Below are 16,302 nucleotides of genomic sequence, written 5' to 3' on the forward strand. Positions count from 1 at the left end.
GTTCTTCCGGTCCGTGGACGGCTCGGTCCATCATGCGGACGCTGCGGTGGTGGTCGAATCGGACAGGCGGTCTGTGACCGCCGCGGGGATTCGGGGTGGCGCCGGCGACACTGCCAGAAGCGCTCCGTTGTCTTCCCCTACGGTGACACGGTTGAAACCACGGGGTAACACGGAAAAGGGTCCGGACGGGCGTCGGATCGCTCACACCCGGCCGCCGCCCTGCCGTTCGGGACTGCCGTCCGGGCCCCTCAGCCCAGGGCCACTCCGAACAGGGTACCCAGTCCGTAGGTCAGGGCCGCCGCCGCGCCGCCCAGCACCAGCTGCCGCAGCCCGCTGTACCACCAGGGCCGGGAAGTGATCTTCGACACGACCGCGCCGCACAGGAACAGCCCCAGCAGCGACACCGCCACGGCGGGCCACAGCACGGCGGCACCCAGCAGATAGGGCAGCACGGGGATCATGGCGCCCACCGCGAAGGAGGCGAAGGAGGAGCCGGCGGCGAGCGCGGGCGAGGGCAGCTCGCCGGGGTCCACGCCCAGTTCCTCACGCGCGTGGATCTCCAGGGCCTGCTCGGGGTTCCTGGAGAAGTGCTCGGCGACCTGCTCGGCCACCTCCGTCGGCAGGCCCCGGCCCCGGTACAGGTCGACCAGTTCCTGCCGCTCGCTCTCGGGGTGGCGGCGCAGTTCGCGCCGTTCGATCTCCAGCTCGGCCAGGACCAGCTCGCGCTGGGAGGCCACCGAGGTGTACTCGCCGGCGGCCATGGAGAACGCCCCGGCGGCGAGTCCGGCCAGCCCGCTGAGGATGATCACCTGCCGGTCCGCCGTGCCGCCCGCGACCCCCGTCATGAGGGCGAGGTTGGACACCAGGCCGTCCATCGCGCCGAAGACGGCGGGGCGCAGCCAGCCCCCGCTGACGTCGCGGTGGGTGTGGTTGTCGCGGTGCGCGGAGTTCGGCGCTCCCGGGCGGAGTGTGATCCCGGTTCCGTCCCCGGCCGTGTACGACATCGCGCCCCCTCCTCCCGGTCCTCCCCGGGTTCCGGCCCGGGGCTTCGACCGTACGCCCGAAGGGGTGCGCAGACCAGCAAGGAAGGCCAAACTAACCGATCTGACCTGCGCTTTCACGGTGGAGGCGGCCGTGGCGCCCCCGGCTCACTTCCGGGCGGAGGCCGGTTTCCCGTCTCCGCCGCCGGTCTTCCCGGACCCGCCGGTGCCGGTGTCGCCGGCCGCGGTGTCGTCGGCGGTGTCGGCACCGGCTTCCCCGTCGCCGTCGGCGGGCTTGTCCGCCGACGGCTCCACCGCGTCCTCACGGCCCGGGCGGCGCCTGGCCGAGAGCACCATGTACAGCACAGCGGCCAGGAAGACGGCGATCGAGGTCCAGTTGTTCAGCCGCAGGCCGAGGAACTCGTGGGCCTCGTCGATCCGCAGGTACTCGATCCAGAAGCGCCCCACCGTGTATCCCGCGACGTACAGGGCGAAGGCCCGGCCGTGGCCGAGGGTGAAGCGGCGGTCCGCCCAGATCACCAGGGCGGCGACGAACAGGCACCACAGCGACTCGTACAGGAAGGTGGGGTGGAAGGTGCCGGCGTCGACACCGTTGTCGATCCGCACGGCCCACGGCAGGTCGGTGGGGCGCCCGTACAGCTCCTGGTTGAACCAGTTGCCCCAGCGGCCGATCGCCTGGGCGAGGGCGATACCGGGCGCGATCGCGTCTGCGTAGGCGGGCAGCGGGACGCCCCGCAGGCGGCAGCCGATCCAGGCGCCCACCGCGCCGAGCGCGATCGCCCCCCAGATGCCGAGGCCGCCCTCCCAGATCTTGAGGGCGTCGACCCAGTTCCGCCCCTCGCCGAAGTAGAGCTGGTAGTCGGTGACGACGTGGTAGAGCCGGCCGCCCACCAGGCCGAAGGGCACCGCCCACACGGCGATGTCGGCGACCGTCCCGGGCTGCCCGCCGCGGGCGGCCCAGCGCCTCCCGCCGAGCCAGACCGCGGCGAAGACGCCGACGATGATGCAGAACGCGTAGCCCCGCAGCGGGATCGGCCCGAGCACGATCTCGCCGGACGACGGGCTGGGGATGAAGGCAAGGGTGTCCATGACCCCACGAACGCTACCGTGCCGGGCTCGCCGGGCGGCAACCCGCCCGGCAACGGGTCCGTAACGCGCGCCGCCGGCCGCGCCCGCTTCCTGCCCGTGTCCCGCCCCGCGGACCGCCGCACCCCCACCCGAAACCGGCGAAACCCCACCCGTTCGCCTGTGTGCACAGCCTTCCCGGCCCCGCGGAAGCGACCGTTCGGCGCGCACAGCGACCGTTCGGCGCACGGCGAACTACCGCTCGGCGCACGCATCCGACATTCGCCGCACACCCTGACCAGCGTCTTCACCGCCGATGTGACGCCGCTTACGTTCCCCGCATTCCTTTTCCGCTCCCGTACGTCGTGTCGTATCGCGTCGTGTCGATGAAGGAGGCGGCAGTGTCCGCAGAACGTCCACAACCAACCCTGGACCCCGCCGGGGACGCGGAGGACCGCATGGTTGCCATGCACAGCGATCCCCGCTTCGACAACCTCAGGCGCACCTTTGTGTCCTTCGTGCTCCCCGTGAGCGTCGCCTTCCTGGTCTGGTACCTGCTCTACGTGCTGATGTCGGCCTACGCCCGCGACCTCATGGGCACGGTGCTGTTCGGCGATGTCAACGTGGCCTTTGTCTTCGGGATTCTCCAGTTCGTCAGCACCTTCGGCATCGCGATCGTGTACGCCCGCTTCGCCGGACGGAAGCTGGACCCGCAGGCCGACAACCTGCGCGCTGAGCTGACCGGTGCCGCCACCGGCACGAGGGGAGGCCGGGCATGACCGGAACGTCGCAGACCCTGCTGGCCGCGGAAGAGGTCAGCTCCAGCGGCCGTACGCTGACCATCCTGGTGTTCATGGTGATGATCGCCGTGACGCTCGGTGTCACGGTGTGGGCCGGACGCCGTACCAAGTCGGCGGCCGACTTCCACTCCGGCGGCCGCGGGTTCAGCGGTATGCAGAACGGCTTCGCCATCGGCAGTGACTACATGTCCGCCGCGTCCTTCCTGGGCATCGCGGGCATGATCTCGCTGTTCGGCTACGACGGCTTCCTGTACTCCATCGGCTTCCTGGTCGCCTGGCTGGTGGCGCTGCTGCTCGTCGCGGAGCTGCTGCGCAACTCCGGCCGGTTCACCATGGCCGACGTGCTCTCCTACCGGATGCAGCAGCGTCCGGTGCGGACCGCCGCCGCGGTGTCCACGATCACCGTGTCGGTCTTCTACCTGCTGGCCCAGATGGTCGGCGCCGGCGCGGTCGTCGCGCTCCTGCTGGGCATCCGGCCGGGCGAGACGTACCTGGGCATGGACGCGGACACCGCCAAGATCGCCGGCATCGTCATCGTCGGCATCCTGATGACCCTGTACGTCACCTTCGGTGGCATGAAGGGCACCACCTGGGTGCAGATCATCAAGGCCGGCATGCTGATGGGCGGCACGATCCTGCTGGCCACCCTGGTCATGGCCATCTACGGCTTCAACTTCGGCGAGCTGATGAGCGACGCGGCGAACGCCAGCGGCGCCGGGCAGTCCTTCCTGGAGCCGGGTCTGCGGTTCGGCGTGGAGGTGCCCGACGACGCCCTGCAGACGCTGTGGAACAAGCTGGACCTGATCAGCCTGGGTCTGGCCCTGGTGCTGGGCACCGCGGGCCTGCCGCACATCCTGATCCGCTTCTACACCGTCCCGGACTCCAAGGCGGCCCGCAAGTCCGTCAACTGGGGCATCGGCCTGATCGGCTCCTTCTACCTGATGACCCTGATCCTGGGCTTCGGCGCGGCGGCCCTGGTCGGCAAGGAGGCCATCACGGCCCAGGACGCGGCGGGCAACACCGCGGCTCCGCAGCTGGCCCGGGAGGTCGGGGAGCACTTCGGCGGCGAGTTCTTCGGTTCGGTGATGCTGGCCATCATCGCGGCCGTCGCCTTCGCGGCGATCCTCTCCACGGTGGCCGGTCTGGTCATCGCCTCCTCCTCGTCCCTGGCGCACGACTTCTACAACAGCGTGCTGCGCAAGGGGCAGGCCTCGGAGCACGAGGAGATCAAGGTCGCCCGGATCTCGGCCTTCGGGATCGGCGCCGCGTCGATCCTCCTGGCGATCTTCGCGCAGAGCCTCAACGTGGCGTTCCTGGTCGGCCTGGCGTTCGCCATCGCCGCCTCGGCCAACCTGCCGACCCTGCTGCTCAGCCTGTTCTGGAAGCGCTTCAACACCCGGGGCGCGCTCGCCGGCATCTACGGCGGTCTGATCAGCGCCGTCGGTCTGGTGATCTTCTCGCCGGTGTTCTCGGGAGCCGACAACGCCCTCATTCCGGGCATCGACATCGCCTGGTTCCCGCTGACGAACCCGGGTCTGGTGTCCATCCCGCTCGGCCTGCTGTGCGCGATCGTCGGCACGATGTCCTCGGGCGAGAGCAACCCGCGGCGCTTCGCCGAGCTCCAGGTGCGGGCCCTGACCGGGGCCGGTGCCGAGGGCGCCGCGCAGCACTGACGCCGGTTCCGCCGGGCCCCGGGAGGGGCCCGGCGGGCCACCGGGCCCCCGGTGGCGGGTTCTTCTCTCCGGCGCGACCCCCCACGCTCGGCGCCGGTCCCGTCACCGGGTTCCGGGGGAGTTCTTCGGGCTCCTCGCCCGAAGGGCTCCCCTGGCGCTTTTGTGCGTTACGGTCACCCCGTGGCCAGAAGTTCGTGGAGCGGTATCCGGCGCCGCGGACGGACAGGCCGGGTGAGTCCGGCCGGAACCGATCCGCGCACCACCGTCGGTGTGCTGCGCGAGGTGCGGCTGATCGGCGCGGACCTCCAGGACGGGCTGCACGGCGGCCGGGCCGCCTCGGCCGCCCGCCGCATCCGCCGGCTGCTGGCGGCCGACGCCGTCGTCCTCGCCGACCTCGACGGACCCGTCGCCCGGCACGGCGCACTGCCCGTGGACACCGACCTGGACGCGGTGCTCGCCCAGGTCTACGAGCACGGCGCCGCCTTCCGCAAACCCCCACTGTGCGCCGCCCCGCTGCTGGTGGCGGACGAGCTGACCGGCTGCCTGGTCGTCGGCGTCGCCCCCGGTGACCGGGCGCTGGACGAGCGCGAGCTGGCCGAGGTCGCCGAGCTGGTGTCGCAGTCGCTGGACCACACCGAGCTGCGCAGCGCCCGCGCCCGGATCGCCGCCGCCGACCTGCGGACCCTGCGCGCCCAGATCTCGCCGCACTTCGTGCACAACTCGCTGGCCGTCATCGCCGCGCACATCCGCACCGACCCCGGCCGCGCCCGCCAGCTGCTCACCGACTTCGCGGACTACCTGCGCTACAGCTTCTCCACGGCGGGCGACTACGTCACGGTCGCCGCCGAGCTCCAGGCCACCCAGACGTATCTGGAGCTCCAGCGCGCCCGCTTCGACGACCGCATGGAGATCACCGTCCGGATGGCACCGGAAATTCTTCCTGTGGCGATCCCCTTCCTGGTGGTCCAGCCCATAGTGGAAAATGCCGTGCGTCACGGACTGGAGAAGAAGGCCGACCCCGGGCACATCAGCGTCTCGGGGTTCGGCGAGGGCCCGCTGTGCGTCATCGAGATCGAGGACGACGGGGTGGGCATGGAGCCGGGACTCGCCCGGGCGATCCTCGCCGGTGTCGGTCCCCCCGCCAAGGGCGTCGGTCTGGCCAACGTGGACCGGCGGTTGCGCACCGTGTACGGACCGGAGTACGGCCTCGTCATCGAGACCGCGCCCGGCAACGGCACCAAGGTGACGATCCGGGTGCCACGTTTCATGCGAGGGGTGGTTACGGAATGACGGGCAGCTCACTGCGGACCCTCCAGGTCCTCGTCGTCGAGGACGAGGCGTCCACCCGTGAGGAGCTCGCCGACCTCCTCGCGGACATCCCCGAGATCGGCGACGTGTACGCGGCCGAGAGCGGTGCCCGGGCGGTGCAGCTGCTGGGGGCGAACGCCTTCGACGCCGTCTTCCTGGACATCTCCATGCCCGGTCTGAACGGGATGGACGTGGCCCGGGTGATCAGCCAGCTCTCGGCGCCTCCCTCCATCGTCTTCGTCACCGCCTCGGAGTCCCACGCCATCGAGGCGTTCGGCATCGGGGCGGTGGACTACCTGCTCAAGCCCGTCCGGCCCGAGCGGCTGGCCGACTCGGTCACCCGGGTAGGCACCCTGCGCCGTGCCGGTGCGGGCGGCGACGAGGAGGACGGGCCCCGGGACGAACTGGCGGTCGTCCAGATCGACCACGGCCGCCGGACCGTGTTCGTGCGCCGCGACGACGTGCAGTTCGTGGAGGCGCACGGCGACTACATCCGGCTGCACACCGCCCAGGGCACCCATCTGCTGCGGCTGTCGCTGTCCTATCTGGAGGAGATCTGGGCCCCGGCGGGCTTCGTACGGGTGCACCGCGGCTATCTGGTGGCCATCGACTGGGTCCACGACCTGCGGGTCACCAGCTCCTCCGGGCTGGTGGCGTGCACTCCGGCGGGCGACGTGCCGGTCAGCCGCCGCCACGCCCGGGGGCTGAAGGAGCAGCTGCTGGAGGCGGCGCGCAGCGGCCAGCTGGGCAGGGCGGCCCGGTGAAGGGCGGCCAGCTGAGCGGCTCCCGCCGCACGAAGATCACCAGTCCGCAGACCCGGATCGCCCTGGCCCGCGGCCACCGCCGCCACCCGCAGCTGCTGCCGCTGCCCGCGCCCGCCGACGCCGAGGCCGCCCGCGCGGTGTTCGCGGCGCAGCGCCGGGTGGCCCTGCGCACGCTGGTGCTGCTGGGCGCGGTGCTGTTCGGGACGAGCGGGGCGATCGCGGCCCTGCCCGTGCTGGACCGGATGACCCTGTGGGGGTTCCCGCTGTCCTGGCTGGTGCTGGCCGTGGCCACCTATCCGGTGCTGCTGCTGCTCGCCGTGGACCATGTGCGCCGGACCGAGCGGGTGGAGGACCGGGCCGGCGGCAGACGGGACGGCCCCTCCCCGGGAGGCGGCGGGTGACGGGTGTGACGGCGATCGGCCTGGTCCTGGTCGCCAGTCTGGCCATCGGTCTGTACGGCGTCCACGCGGCCCGCACCAGTCCGGACTTCCTGGTGGCCTCCCGCCGGATCGCCCCCGGCTGGAACGCCATGGCGATCGCCGGCGAGTACGTCTCGGCCGCCTCGGTGCTCGGGCTGGCCGGTCTGATGCTCAAGGACGGCATCGGGGCGATGTGGTACGCCGTCGGGTTCACCGCCGGATACGTCGCCGTGGTCGCGCTGGTGGCCGGGCCCATGCGGCGCTCGGGGGCGTTCACCGTGCCGGACTTCGCGGAGTACCGGCTGGGCTCGCCCACGATCCGCAGGCTGTGCGGGCTGATCGTCCTGGTGATCATGTGGCTCTATCTGGTGCCGCAGTTCAAGGGTGCCGGAGTGGTCCTCCACCTGGTCAGCGGCACCCCCTACTGGGTGGGCGTGGTCCTGGCCGGGCTGGTGGTGAGCGCCTCGATCGCGGTGGGCGGCATGCGGTCGGCCACCTACGTCCAGGCGTTCCACTACCTCGTCAAGCTGCTGTTCATCGCCGTGCCGGCGATCTACCTGGTGGTGCACGTCGGCGCGGAGACCCGGGCCGAGGCGCTGCGCCCGGTACGGATGGGAGACGTCGCCGCCGGGGACTGGAGCCGCCCGCTGATCGATCTGGAGGGGGCGGGACTTCCGCTGCTGTCCACCTGGTCGGTGCTGCTGGCGACCACGCTGGGCGCGATCGGGCTGCCCCATGTGATCATGCGCTTCCACAGCAGCCCCACGGCCCGCACCGCCCGCCGGGTGGCCGTCATCGTGATCGGGCTGCTGAGCGTGTTCTACCTCTTCCCGGCGGTCTACGGACTGCTCGGCCGGGTCCTGACCCCGCACCTGGTGCACAGCAACGCCACCGACACCGTCTCCGTCGTCCTGCCCGGGACCGCCGTGCCGGGCATGCTGGGCAGCGTGCTGACCGCCCTGGTGGCCGCCGGTGCCTTCGCGGCGTTCCTGTCCACCTCCTCGGGGCTGCTGCTGGCCCTGGCCGGCGGGCTCTCCCACGACCTGTTCGGCGGCGGGCTGGCCAAGCTGCGGCAGGCGGTGGCGGCGGGGGCCCTGGTGGCGGTGCTGTTGTCGCTGCCCGCCGCGCACCTGGACATCAACGTCGTGGTCGGCTGGGCGTTCGCGGTGGCGGCGTCCACGTTCTGCCCGCTGCTGGTGCTGGGCATCTGGTGGACCCGGCTGACGGTGGCGGGCGCGGCGAGCGGGCTGGCCGTGGGGGTGGTCACCGCCACGGGGGCGGCGGTGCTGTCCGCCACCACCCGGCCGCCGTTCCCCTGGCTGACCGTGCTGCTGGCCCAGCCGGCCGCCTGGACGGTGCCGCTGGCCTTCCTCACCATGATCGCCGTGTCGCTGCGCGGCACCCCGGCCGACTGGTCCGAGCGGGCCGTCCTGCGGCTGCACGCCCCCTGAGCCGGGACGGCCGCGGGCGCCGCGCCAGGAGCGCGACGCGGGGCGCGCGTACACCGCGCACCCCGCGTCCGGCGGCGCCCGGGCCCCGGAAGGCCCGCTCCCGCCGTCCGGCTCCGGCGTTCAGCCGCGGCGCCGTACGCCCTCGGCCAGCTCGGCGGCGAGCTCGCGGACCGCCGCCAGCCCTCCGGCAGGGTCACCGGAGTGGTCCAGCAGCCGCTTGACGAACGCCGAGCCGACGATCACGCCGTCCGCGAAGGAGGCGACCTCGGCGGCCTGGTCGGCGTTCGAGACGCCCAGGCCCACGCAGACCGGCAGGTCGGTGGTGGCGCGGGTGCGGCGCACCAGCTCCTCCGCCTCGCGGCCCACCGACGCCCGGGTGCCGGTGACGCCCATCAGGGAGGCCGCGTAGACGAAGCCGCTGCCCGCCGCGGTGATCCTCGCCAGCCGCTCGTCGCGGCTGCTGGGTGCCACCACGAAGACGGTCGCCAGCGAGTGCTGCTCGGCCGCCTTGCGCCAGACCTCGGACTCCTCAACCGGCAGGTCCGGCAGGATGCAGCCCGCGCCGCCCGCCTCGGCCAGTTCGGCGGCGAAGCGCTCGGGACCGTAGCGGTCCACCGGATTCCAGTAGGTCATGCACAGCACCGGCGCGCCGGTGGCGGCGTGCGTCTCGCGCACGGTCCGCATGACGTCGGCGATCCGTACCCCGCCGCGCAGGGCGATGTCGTCGGCGGTCTGGATGACCGGCCCGTCCAGCACCGGGTCGCTGTGCGGCAGCCCGACCTCGACGATGTCGCAGCCGCCCGCCAACAAGGCGGTACAGGCGGCGATGCCACCGTCCACGGTGGGGAATCCGGCGGGCAGGTAGCCCACCAGCGCGGCCCGGTCCTCGTCCTCCGCCCGGGCCAGGACGCGTCCGAGCAGTTCGGCCTGTCCGGTCATCACTCGCCCTCCTGCCCGGTCCCGGCGGTGCCGGGGCCGTCGTACAGCCCGAAGTAGCGGGCGGCGGTGTCCATGTCCTTGTCGCCGCGCCCGGAGAGGTTGACCAGCAGCAGCGCGTCCGGGCCCAGTTCGCGGCCCAGGTCCAGGGCGCCGGCGAGCGCGTGCGCGCTCTCGATGGCCGGGATGATGCCCTCGGTCTCCGACAGCAGGCGCAGGGCCCGCATCGCCTCGTCGTCGGTGACCGGGCGGTACTCGCCGCGCCCGGTGTCCTTGAGGTAGGAGTGCTCGGGGCCGATGCCGGGGTAGTCCAGACCGGCCGAGATGGAGTACGGCTCGGTGATCTGGCCCTCGTCGTCCTGGAGTACGTAGGAGCGCGAGCCGTGCAGGATGCCCGGCTCCCCGGCGGTCAGCGTCGCCGCGTGCTCGCCGGAGGCCACCCCGTGGCCGGCCGCCTCCAGGCCCACCAGCCGGACGCCGGTGTCGGGGATGAAGGCGTGGAACAGGCCGATCGCGTTGGAGCCGCCGCCGACGCAGGCCAGCACCGCGTCCGGCAGCCGTCCGGTGCGCTCCAGGATCTGCCGCCGGGCCTCCACACCGATGACCCGGTGGAAGTCGCGCACCAGCGCCGGGAAGGGGTGGGGTCCGGCGACGGTGCCGAAGAGGTAGTGGGTGTGGTCGACGTTGGCGACCCAGTCGCGGAACGCCTCGTTGATGGCGTCCTTCAGGGTCCGGCTGCCGGAGGTCACCGGGATCACCTCGGCGCCCAGCATCCGCATCCGGGCGACGTTGAGCGCCTGGCGCTGGGTGTCGATCTCGCCCATGTAGACGGTGCACTCCAGGCCGAACAGGGCGCAGGCGGTGGCCGTGGCGACGCCGTGCTGGCCCGCGCCGGTCTCGGCGATGACCCGGGTCTTGCCCATGCGCCGGGTCAGCAGAGCCTGCCCCAGCACATTGTTGATCTTGTGCGAGCCGGTGTGGTTCAGATCCTCGCGCTTGAGGAAGACCCGGGCCCCGCCCGCGTGCTCGGCGAAGCGCCGCACCTCGGTCAGCGGACTGGGCCGGCCGGTGTAGTGGACGAGCAGGTCCTCCAGCTCGGCGGCGAACGCCGGGTCGGCCTTGGCCTTCTCGTACTCGGCCGCCACCTCGTCGACGGCGGCCACGAGGGCCTCCGGGATGAACTTGCCGCCGAACGCGCCGAAGTACCCCTCGGCGGTCGGCACCCGGCCCTCGGGGTCGGGGATGAAGAAGTCGGTGGACATCCGACATGCTCCTTGCGGGGACGCCGTGGCCCTGGGCCCCGGCGGGTGTGGTCGGGTGGGAACGGTACGCCGCCGCGCCGCGGTGCGGCCGGGCGGCGGGCGGGCGGGACGGGTCCCGCGCGGTGGGCGGGCCGGACCGGGTACCGGGCCGGCCGGGGGTCACCCCGCTCGGCGCCCGGGGGCGTCACCCGCCCCCGCCGGGGATCCCGGCACCGGGACGCCCGGTTACCGGGCGGCTTCTGACCGGTGCCGCGCCGGGTCCTGGCCGCGCGCGCCGCCGCGGTGCCATCGCTTCCCGTTGATCTGCCCCGGCTCGCAGCCGATGTGGTACCGCACCCGCCGGCCCAGTACCCGGCGGGCGGGCGCGCGGCAGCCACGCGGACGGCAGCCGCGGGCCAGCCGTGCGCACAGGGCCGTCACGCCCGCCACCGTCTCAGTTCCCGTGCCGCAGGGCGGGGTGGGCGCCGGCCGCGACCAGGTCGGCGACGGCGGCCTTCGGGTCCTTGCCGGTGACCAGCGACTCCCCCACCAGCACCGCGTCCGCGCCCTCGTTGGCGTAGGCGATCAGATCGTGCGGGCCGCGCACCCCCGACTCGGCGATCCTGACGATGCCCTCGGGGATCTCGGGGGCCACCCGGGTGAAGGTGCCCCGGTCCACCTCCAGGGTCTTCAGGTTGCGGGCGTTGACGCCGATGACCTTCGCCCCGGCGGCCACGGCCCGCTCCACCTCGTCCTCGTCGTGCACCTCCACCAGCGGGGTCAGGCCGATCGACTCGGCCCGTTCCACCAGCGACACCAGCGCCTCCTGTTCGAGCGCGGCGACGATCAGCAGGACGAGGTCCGCCCCGTACGCCCGTGCCTCCCACAGCTGGTAGGAGGTGACGACGAAGTCCTTGCGCAGGACGGGCACGTCCACCCGGGCGCGTACCGCCTCCAGATCGGCCAGCGACCCGCCGAACCGCCGCTGCTCGGTCAGCACCGAGATGGCCGCCGCGCCGCCCGCCTCGTAGTCGGCGGCGAGCCCCGCCGGGTCGGCGATGGCGGCCAGCGCGCCCTTGGACGGGCTGGACCGCTTGACCTCGCAGATCACCTTGACGCCCTCACCCCGCAGGGCGGCCAGAGCGTCGCGCACCCGCGGCGCACCGGCCGCACGCTCCTTGAGCTCGTCAAGGCCGACACGCGCCTGCCGCTCGGCGAGGTCGGCGCGGACCCCGTCGATGATCTCGTCGAGCACGCTCACGCGAGCGGCCCCCTTCCTGGCTGGCTCGGTCCCTGCGCCGGGCGCGGGGCTGGTCTGGGCACCTTCGGTCACGCTGTCACGCACTGCGATGGTATCCGGCTCCGGCCCCGGGCCCCGCATCCGGGCGCTCCCGGTCCCACATACCGGGCAGTACCGGACAGTACCGCGCCGTCCCGTACCGGCCCTCCGCGGCCGGCGGAAGTGGCGGGACGGCGCCGGGGACGGGCCGGGAGGAATCCGGCAGGACCTCGCGGGACCCGGTGGGATCCGCGGGAGGCGGCGTCCCGGCACGGCGGAGGCGCGGTGCGCCGTCCGCACCGCGCCTCCGTCACGCCGGGACGCCGCCTCCCGGCGGGCCGGCACCTACGCCTCCACCCGGTCCTTCGGCTCGGTCTGCCGGCCCTGCTCCTGCTCCGGCTGGCCCATCCCTATCGAGCGCATCACCAGTCCGGCGACGGCCCCGAGAAGAGTGATGGCGACCCCGACCCAGAAACCGACCGGCTCGGCCATCACGGTGAAGGCCGAGGCGACGCAGAAGCCGATGAACGCGATGGTGACGCCGGTCCAGGCGGCAGGAGTGTGTCCGTGGTTGTTGCCCGCCATTGAGTGCTCCTCACAGGTACTGTCCGGGTGGCTCACCGGCCATTGTGTCAGGGGCGGTCGGTGCCGTCCCCGGCGGTGGGGTCCTCTCCCCTGTCCAGGGCCTTCCACAGTTCCTCGGGCCGTTCCGGGCCGGGGCCGGACCGGCCGGCCGCGGCCCGCCTGCCCGGGCGGGCGGCCCCCCCGGCCGCCGGGGACGCGCCCGCCGTCCGCTCGTGACGGCCGGACATCGCGGGCCAGGAGCGCCCGTGGCGCAGTGCCAGCGCACCGGCCGCCAGCAGCAGGAGCCCGCCGAAGGCCGCGACGAAGGGCCACCCGCCGAAGGAGACGGCCTCGACCGTCCCCCCGGCCAGTCCGGTGGCCTCGGCCGCCGCCTCCTCCAGGGCCCCGCCGCCGTCGGCGGAGACCGCGGGGACGAGTGCGGCGGCGGCGGTGCCCGCGCCGCACAGGGCCAGCAGGGCGGCGACGACCGTCCGGCCGGTGCGGCGGACGGCGAAGACGGCGACCAGCGCGGCCAGCCCGACCAGGGCCAGGGCGCTGGGCAGCGCGGTCACCTCGCTGCCGGTGACCCGTACGGGGATCTCGCCCTGGGGAAGGGCGGCGGTGCCCTCCGCCCAGACCCGCCCCGAGGCCACCAGGACCGCGGCGGCGCCGAGCGCTCCGCAGGCCGTCGCGGCGGCGAGCGCCCGGCGGGCGGCGGGCGCGGCGGCGTCCGCGGCGGGCTCGCCGGAGGAGCGGGAGGCGCGGAGAGGGGGCCGGGAAGTCACTCCCCCACGCTACCGCCGAGCCGTCCGGCGGTGCGCACCGCCCTGAGCACCGCCGCCGCCTTGTTGCGGCACTCGGTGTCCTCCGCCGCCGGGTCGGAGTCGGCGACCACCCCGGCGCCCGCCTGGACGTAGGCCGTCCCGTCGCGCAGCAGGGCGGTGCGGATGGCGATGGCGGTGTCGGCGTCACCCGCGAAGTCGAGGTAGCCGACGCAGCCGCCGTACAGGCCGCGCCGGGTCGGCTCCAGCTCCTCGATGATCTGCAGGGCGCGCGGCTTGGGCGCGCCCGAGAGCGTGCCGGCCGGGAAGCAGGCGGTGAGCGCGTCGAAGGCGGTGCGGCCCTCCGCCAGCCGTCCGGTCACCGTGGAGACGATGTGCATGACATGGCTGTAGCGCTCGACGGACATGAAGTCGACCACCTCGACGCTGCCGGGCTCGCAGACCCGGCCCAGGTCGTTGCGGCCCAGGTCGACGAGCATCAGGTGCTCGGCGCGCTCCTTGGGGTCGGCCAGCAGTTCCTCGGCGAGCGCGGCGTCCTCGACCGGGGTGGCGCCGCGCGGGCGGGTGCCGGCGATGGGGTGCATCATGGCGCGCCCGTCCTCGACCTTGACCAGGGCCTCGGGGCTGGAGCCGACCACGTCGAAGCCGTCGAAGCGCAGCAGGTACATGTACGGGCTGGGGTTGGTGGCGCGCAGGACCCGGTAGACGTCGAGCGCGTCGGCCGGGCAGGGCGCCTCGAACCGCTGGGAGGGCACCACCTGGAACGCCTCGCCCGCGCGGATGCGCTCCTTGATGTCCTCGACGGCCGTCCGGTAGGCGGCCCCGCCCCAGCGCGCCGTGTACCCGGGCAGCTCGGCGGGCGGCAGCGGGGCGGCGCCGCCGGGCACGGGCCGCTCCAGATCGGCGGCCATGGCTTCCAGCCGCCGCACCGCGCCGGCGTACGCCTCGTCCACCCCGGTGTCCAGGTCGTTGTGGTTGATGGCGTTGGCGATCAGCAGCACCGTCCCGTCACGGTGGTCGAGGACCGCGAGGTCGGAGGTGAGCATCATGGTCAGCTCGGGCAGCCCCAGGTCGTCACGGGTGCTGTCGCCGATGCGCTCCAGGCGCCGCACGACGTCGTAGCCGAGATAGCCGACCAGGCCGCCGGTGAAGGGCGGCAGTTCGGCACCGCGGTGCAGGTCCCGCGGGGTGTGCAGGGCCTCGACGGTGGCGCGCAGCGCCGCCAGGGGGTCTCCGCCGGTGGGGACGCCGACCGGTGGGGTGCCCAGCCAGTGGGCCTGTCCGTCGCGGACGGTGAGGGCCGCGGAGGTCCGCACCCCCACGAAGGAGTAGCGCGACCAGGTCTGGCCTCCCCCGCCGCCCCCGGCCGCGGACTCCAGCAGGAAGGTGCCGGGACGGCCGGCGGCAAGCTTGCGGTAGAGCCCGACGGGGGTGTCCCCGTCCGCCAGCAGGCGCCGGACGACGGGGATGACGCGGCGGTCCTTGGCGAGGGTGCGGAAGGTCTCGATGTCCGGGGTGGCGCCGGGCGCGGTACCGGAGTCGGTGCCTGGGGTGGTCATACGGGGTGGCTCTCCTCTTCCCGGCCCTGTTCCCGGCCCTGTTCCCGGTCGCGGTCCGCCGGGCCCCGCAGCGGCAGTTCACCGGCGTCGAAGCAGGTCCGGTCGCCGGTGTGGCAGGCGGCCCCCACCTGGTCGACCCGGACCAGAACGGTGTCCCCGTCGCAGTCCAGGGCCACGGACTTCACATGCTGGACGTGCCCCGAGGTGTCTCCCTTGACCCAGTACTCGCCCCGGCTGCGGCTCCAGTACGTGCAGCGGCCGGTGGTGAGGGTGCGGTGCAGCGCCTCGTCGTCCATCCAGCCCAGCATCAGCACCTCTCCGGTGTCGTACTGCTGGGCGACGGCGGGGATCAGGCCGTCCGGGTTCCGCTTGAGGCGGGCGGCCACTGCTGGGTCGAGCGGGGATCGGGGCATGGGGCCATTGTGCCGCCCCCGCGCGGTACCCCGCGACAGCCCGGTGACCGGCCCGGACGTTCCGGGTGCCGGGGCCGTGCCCGCGGTTGCCGGGCTGTGTCAGTGTTGTGACGCACCCGGGGCTTCGCGGGTCGGCAGCGTACGGCATTCTGTCGGCCATGAGCTATCCACCGCCGCCCAACAGCGCGCACAATCCCGGCCCAGGTGGCGGTTTCGGTCCGCCCCAGGGCTTCGGTCCGCCCGAGCAGCCCGGCCCGCCCGCGGGCGGCTACGGCTACCCGGGCCCGCCCGACGGTTACGGCTACCCCGGTCCGCCGGGCGGCCCCGGTCAGCCCGGCGGCTACGGCCCCGGCGGCCCCGGTGGTCCGGGCGGTCCCTTCCCACCCCCGCCGGGCGGAGGCGGCGGGGGCAACGGGGGGAAGGTCGCCGCGATCATCATCGCCGCGGTGGTCGTGGCCGGCCTGATCGTCGGCGGCGTCCTGGTGTCCACCGGTGGAGACGGCGACGACGGAAAAGGCGACGAGGCCAGGCCGTCGAGCTCGCCCAGCGCCTCGGCCGACACCGCCAGTCCCTCGGCGGACCCCGGCAGCGACCCGACGGCTCTGCCGAGCCTCGACGTGGAGATACCCTCGCCGAGCTTCTCGCCGAACACCAGGCCCAGCGACCTGGTCCCGTACGTCGTGCTCGAACCGGGCACCTGCTTCGACCACCCGTCGCTGAGCAGCGGGGTCACGGAGGTCGAGGAGCGGTCCTGCAGCAAGCCGCACAACGGCGAGGTGATCGCCAACGAGACCCTCTCCGGCACCTTCGCCAGTGAGGCCCAGCTGCAGGCGAAGGTCCTGGAGCTGTGCAAGGCGGACGCCGAGAAGCGGCTGCGGAAGATGCCGCCGGACGGCAGGACGTACTACTACTACGCGATCTACCCGGCGCTGGCCACGTACCAGATCCGCGGGGAGGACCAGATCTCCTGCTCGCTGACGCTCAGCAACAAGCTGGACGGTCCGAAGCTGACCGCACCGCTGCCCAAGTGACCGGTGCGGCGCGTGG

At 73.5% G+C, this 16,302-nt stretch carries 17 protein-coding genes; 7 read left to right on the top strand and 10 right to left on the bottom strand.

All coding sequences use genetic code 11. The features are described 5' to 3' along the window. Positions 1–248: 248 nt before the first annotated feature. Together V1L54_RS22885 and lgt are read right to left on the bottom strand one after the other, a co-directional pair. Positions 249–1,004: a VIT1/CCC1 transporter family protein gene (locus V1L54_RS22885; RefSeq protein ID WP_330119970.1), complete on the bottom strand. Its 756-nt coding sequence runs from the start codon at positions 1,002–1,004 to the stop codon at positions 249–251. 144 nt (positions 1,005–1,148) lie between these two features. Beyond that, on the bottom strand, positions 1,149–2,090 hold the full coding sequence (lgt, locus tag V1L54_RS22890; protein WP_330119971.1) for a prolipoprotein diacylglyceryl transferase: 942 nt from the start codon (positions 2,088–2,090) through the stop codon (positions 1,149–1,151). A 377-nt stretch (positions 2,091–2,467) separates the two neighbouring features. Between lgt and V1L54_RS22895 the strand changes: the two genes are divergently transcribed. The 6 genes from V1L54_RS22895 to V1L54_RS22920 all read left to right on the top strand — a co-directional run bounded on the left by V1L54_RS22895 (position 2,468) and on the right by V1L54_RS22920 (position 8,481). Then, on the top strand, positions 2,468–2,845 hold the full coding sequence (locus tag V1L54_RS22895) for a DUF485 domain-containing protein (protein ID WP_443076749.1): 378 nt from the start codon (positions 2,468–2,470) through the stop codon (positions 2,843–2,845). Next, entirely contained in the window at positions 2,842–4,539 is a 1,698-nt protein-coding gene (locus V1L54_RS22900; protein WP_330119972.1) for a monocarboxylic acid transporter, read from the top strand. The genes V1L54_RS22895 and V1L54_RS22900 overlap by 4 nt, the downstream gene beginning before the upstream one ends. A 231-nt stretch (positions 4,540–4,770) precedes the next feature. Continuing rightward, the gene (locus tag V1L54_RS22905) at positions 4,771–5,829 is read left to right on the top strand and encodes a sensor histidine kinase (protein WP_330119973.1); all 1,059 of its coding nucleotides are present in this window, start codon (positions 4,771–4,773) and stop codon (positions 5,827–5,829) included. Then, a complete protein-coding gene (locus V1L54_RS22910) occupies positions 5,826–6,611 on the top strand; it encodes a LytR/AlgR family response regulator transcription factor (protein WP_330119974.1) in 786 nt (261 codons plus the stop codon). The genes V1L54_RS22905 and V1L54_RS22910 overlap by 4 nt, the downstream gene beginning before the upstream one ends. Next, positions 6,608–7,012, top strand: a complete 405-nt coding sequence (locus V1L54_RS22915; protein WP_330119975.1) for a hypothetical protein — start codon at positions 6,608–6,610, stop codon at positions 7,010–7,012. Before V1L54_RS22910 ends, V1L54_RS22915 begins: the two co-directional genes overlap by 4 nt. Further along, complete coding sequence (locus tag V1L54_RS22920) at positions 7,009–8,481, top strand: sodium/solute symporter (RefSeq protein WP_330119976.1); 1,473 nt, start codon at positions 7,009–7,011, stop codon at positions 8,479–8,481. Before V1L54_RS22915 ends, V1L54_RS22920 begins: the two co-directional genes overlap by 4 nt. A gap of 120 nt (positions 8,482–8,601) precedes the next feature. Here V1L54_RS22920 and trpA read toward each other — a convergent pair whose 3' ends face one another. The 8 genes from trpA to hisI all read right to left on the bottom strand — a co-directional run bounded on the left by trpA (position 8,602) and on the right by hisI (position 15,255). Further along, complete coding sequence (gene trpA, locus V1L54_RS22925; RefSeq protein WP_330119977.1) at positions 8,602–9,420, bottom strand: tryptophan synthase subunit alpha; 819 nt, start codon at positions 9,418–9,420, stop codon at positions 8,602–8,604. Then, complete coding sequence (gene trpB, locus V1L54_RS22930) at positions 9,420–10,679, bottom strand: tryptophan synthase subunit beta (protein ID WP_330119978.1); 1,260 nt, start codon at positions 10,677–10,679, stop codon at positions 9,420–9,422. The genes trpA and trpB overlap by 1 nt, the downstream gene beginning before the upstream one ends. Positions 10,680–10,904: 225 nt before the next feature. Continuing rightward, entirely contained in the window at positions 10,905–11,108 is a 204-nt protein-coding gene (gene trpM, locus V1L54_RS29535) for a tryptophan biosynthesis modulator TrpM (RefSeq protein ID WP_443076751.1), read from the bottom strand. Positions 11,109–11,112: 4 nt separating this feature from the next. Beyond that, positions 11,113–11,919: an indole-3-glycerol phosphate synthase TrpC gene (trpC, locus tag V1L54_RS22935; protein ID WP_330119979.1), complete on the bottom strand. Its 807-nt coding sequence runs from the start codon at positions 11,917–11,919 to the stop codon at positions 11,113–11,115. 363 nt (positions 11,920–12,282) lie between these two features. After that, the gene (locus tag V1L54_RS22940) at positions 12,283–12,522 is read right to left on the bottom strand and encodes an HGxxPAAW family protein (protein WP_330119980.1); all 240 of its coding nucleotides are present in this window, start codon (positions 12,520–12,522) and stop codon (positions 12,283–12,285) included. A 47-nt stretch (positions 12,523–12,569) separates the two neighbouring features. Continuing rightward, positions 12,570–13,286, bottom strand: coding sequence for a TIGR02234 family membrane protein (locus tag V1L54_RS22945; protein WP_330119981.1), 717 nt, complete (start codon positions 13,284–13,286; stop codon positions 12,570–12,572). Further along, positions 13,283–14,842 (bottom strand): anthranilate synthase component I, encoded by a 1,560-nt coding sequence (locus V1L54_RS22950; RefSeq protein WP_330119982.1) that lies wholly within the window; start codon positions 14,840–14,842, stop codon positions 13,283–13,285. Before V1L54_RS22950 ends, V1L54_RS22945 begins: the two co-directional genes overlap by 4 nt. Next, complete coding sequence (gene hisI, locus V1L54_RS22955) at positions 14,839–15,255, bottom strand: phosphoribosyl-AMP cyclohydrolase (protein WP_330119983.1); 417 nt, start codon at positions 15,253–15,255, stop codon at positions 14,839–14,841. Before hisI ends, V1L54_RS22950 begins: the two co-directional genes overlap by 4 nt. 158 nt (positions 15,256–15,413) lie before the next feature. On the opposite strand from hisI, the gene V1L54_RS22960 reads away from it, so the two are divergent. Further along, positions 15,414–16,286, top strand: a complete 873-nt coding sequence (locus V1L54_RS22960; RefSeq protein WP_330119984.1) for a hypothetical protein — start codon at positions 15,414–15,416, stop codon at positions 16,284–16,286. Positions 16,287–16,302: the final 16 nt, after the last annotated feature.

This window comes from Streptomyces rubellus, assembly GCF_036323805.1.
In the GTDB taxonomy this organism is placed as follows: domain Bacteria; phylum Actinomycetota; class Actinomycetes; order Streptomycetales; family Streptomycetaceae; genus Streptomyces.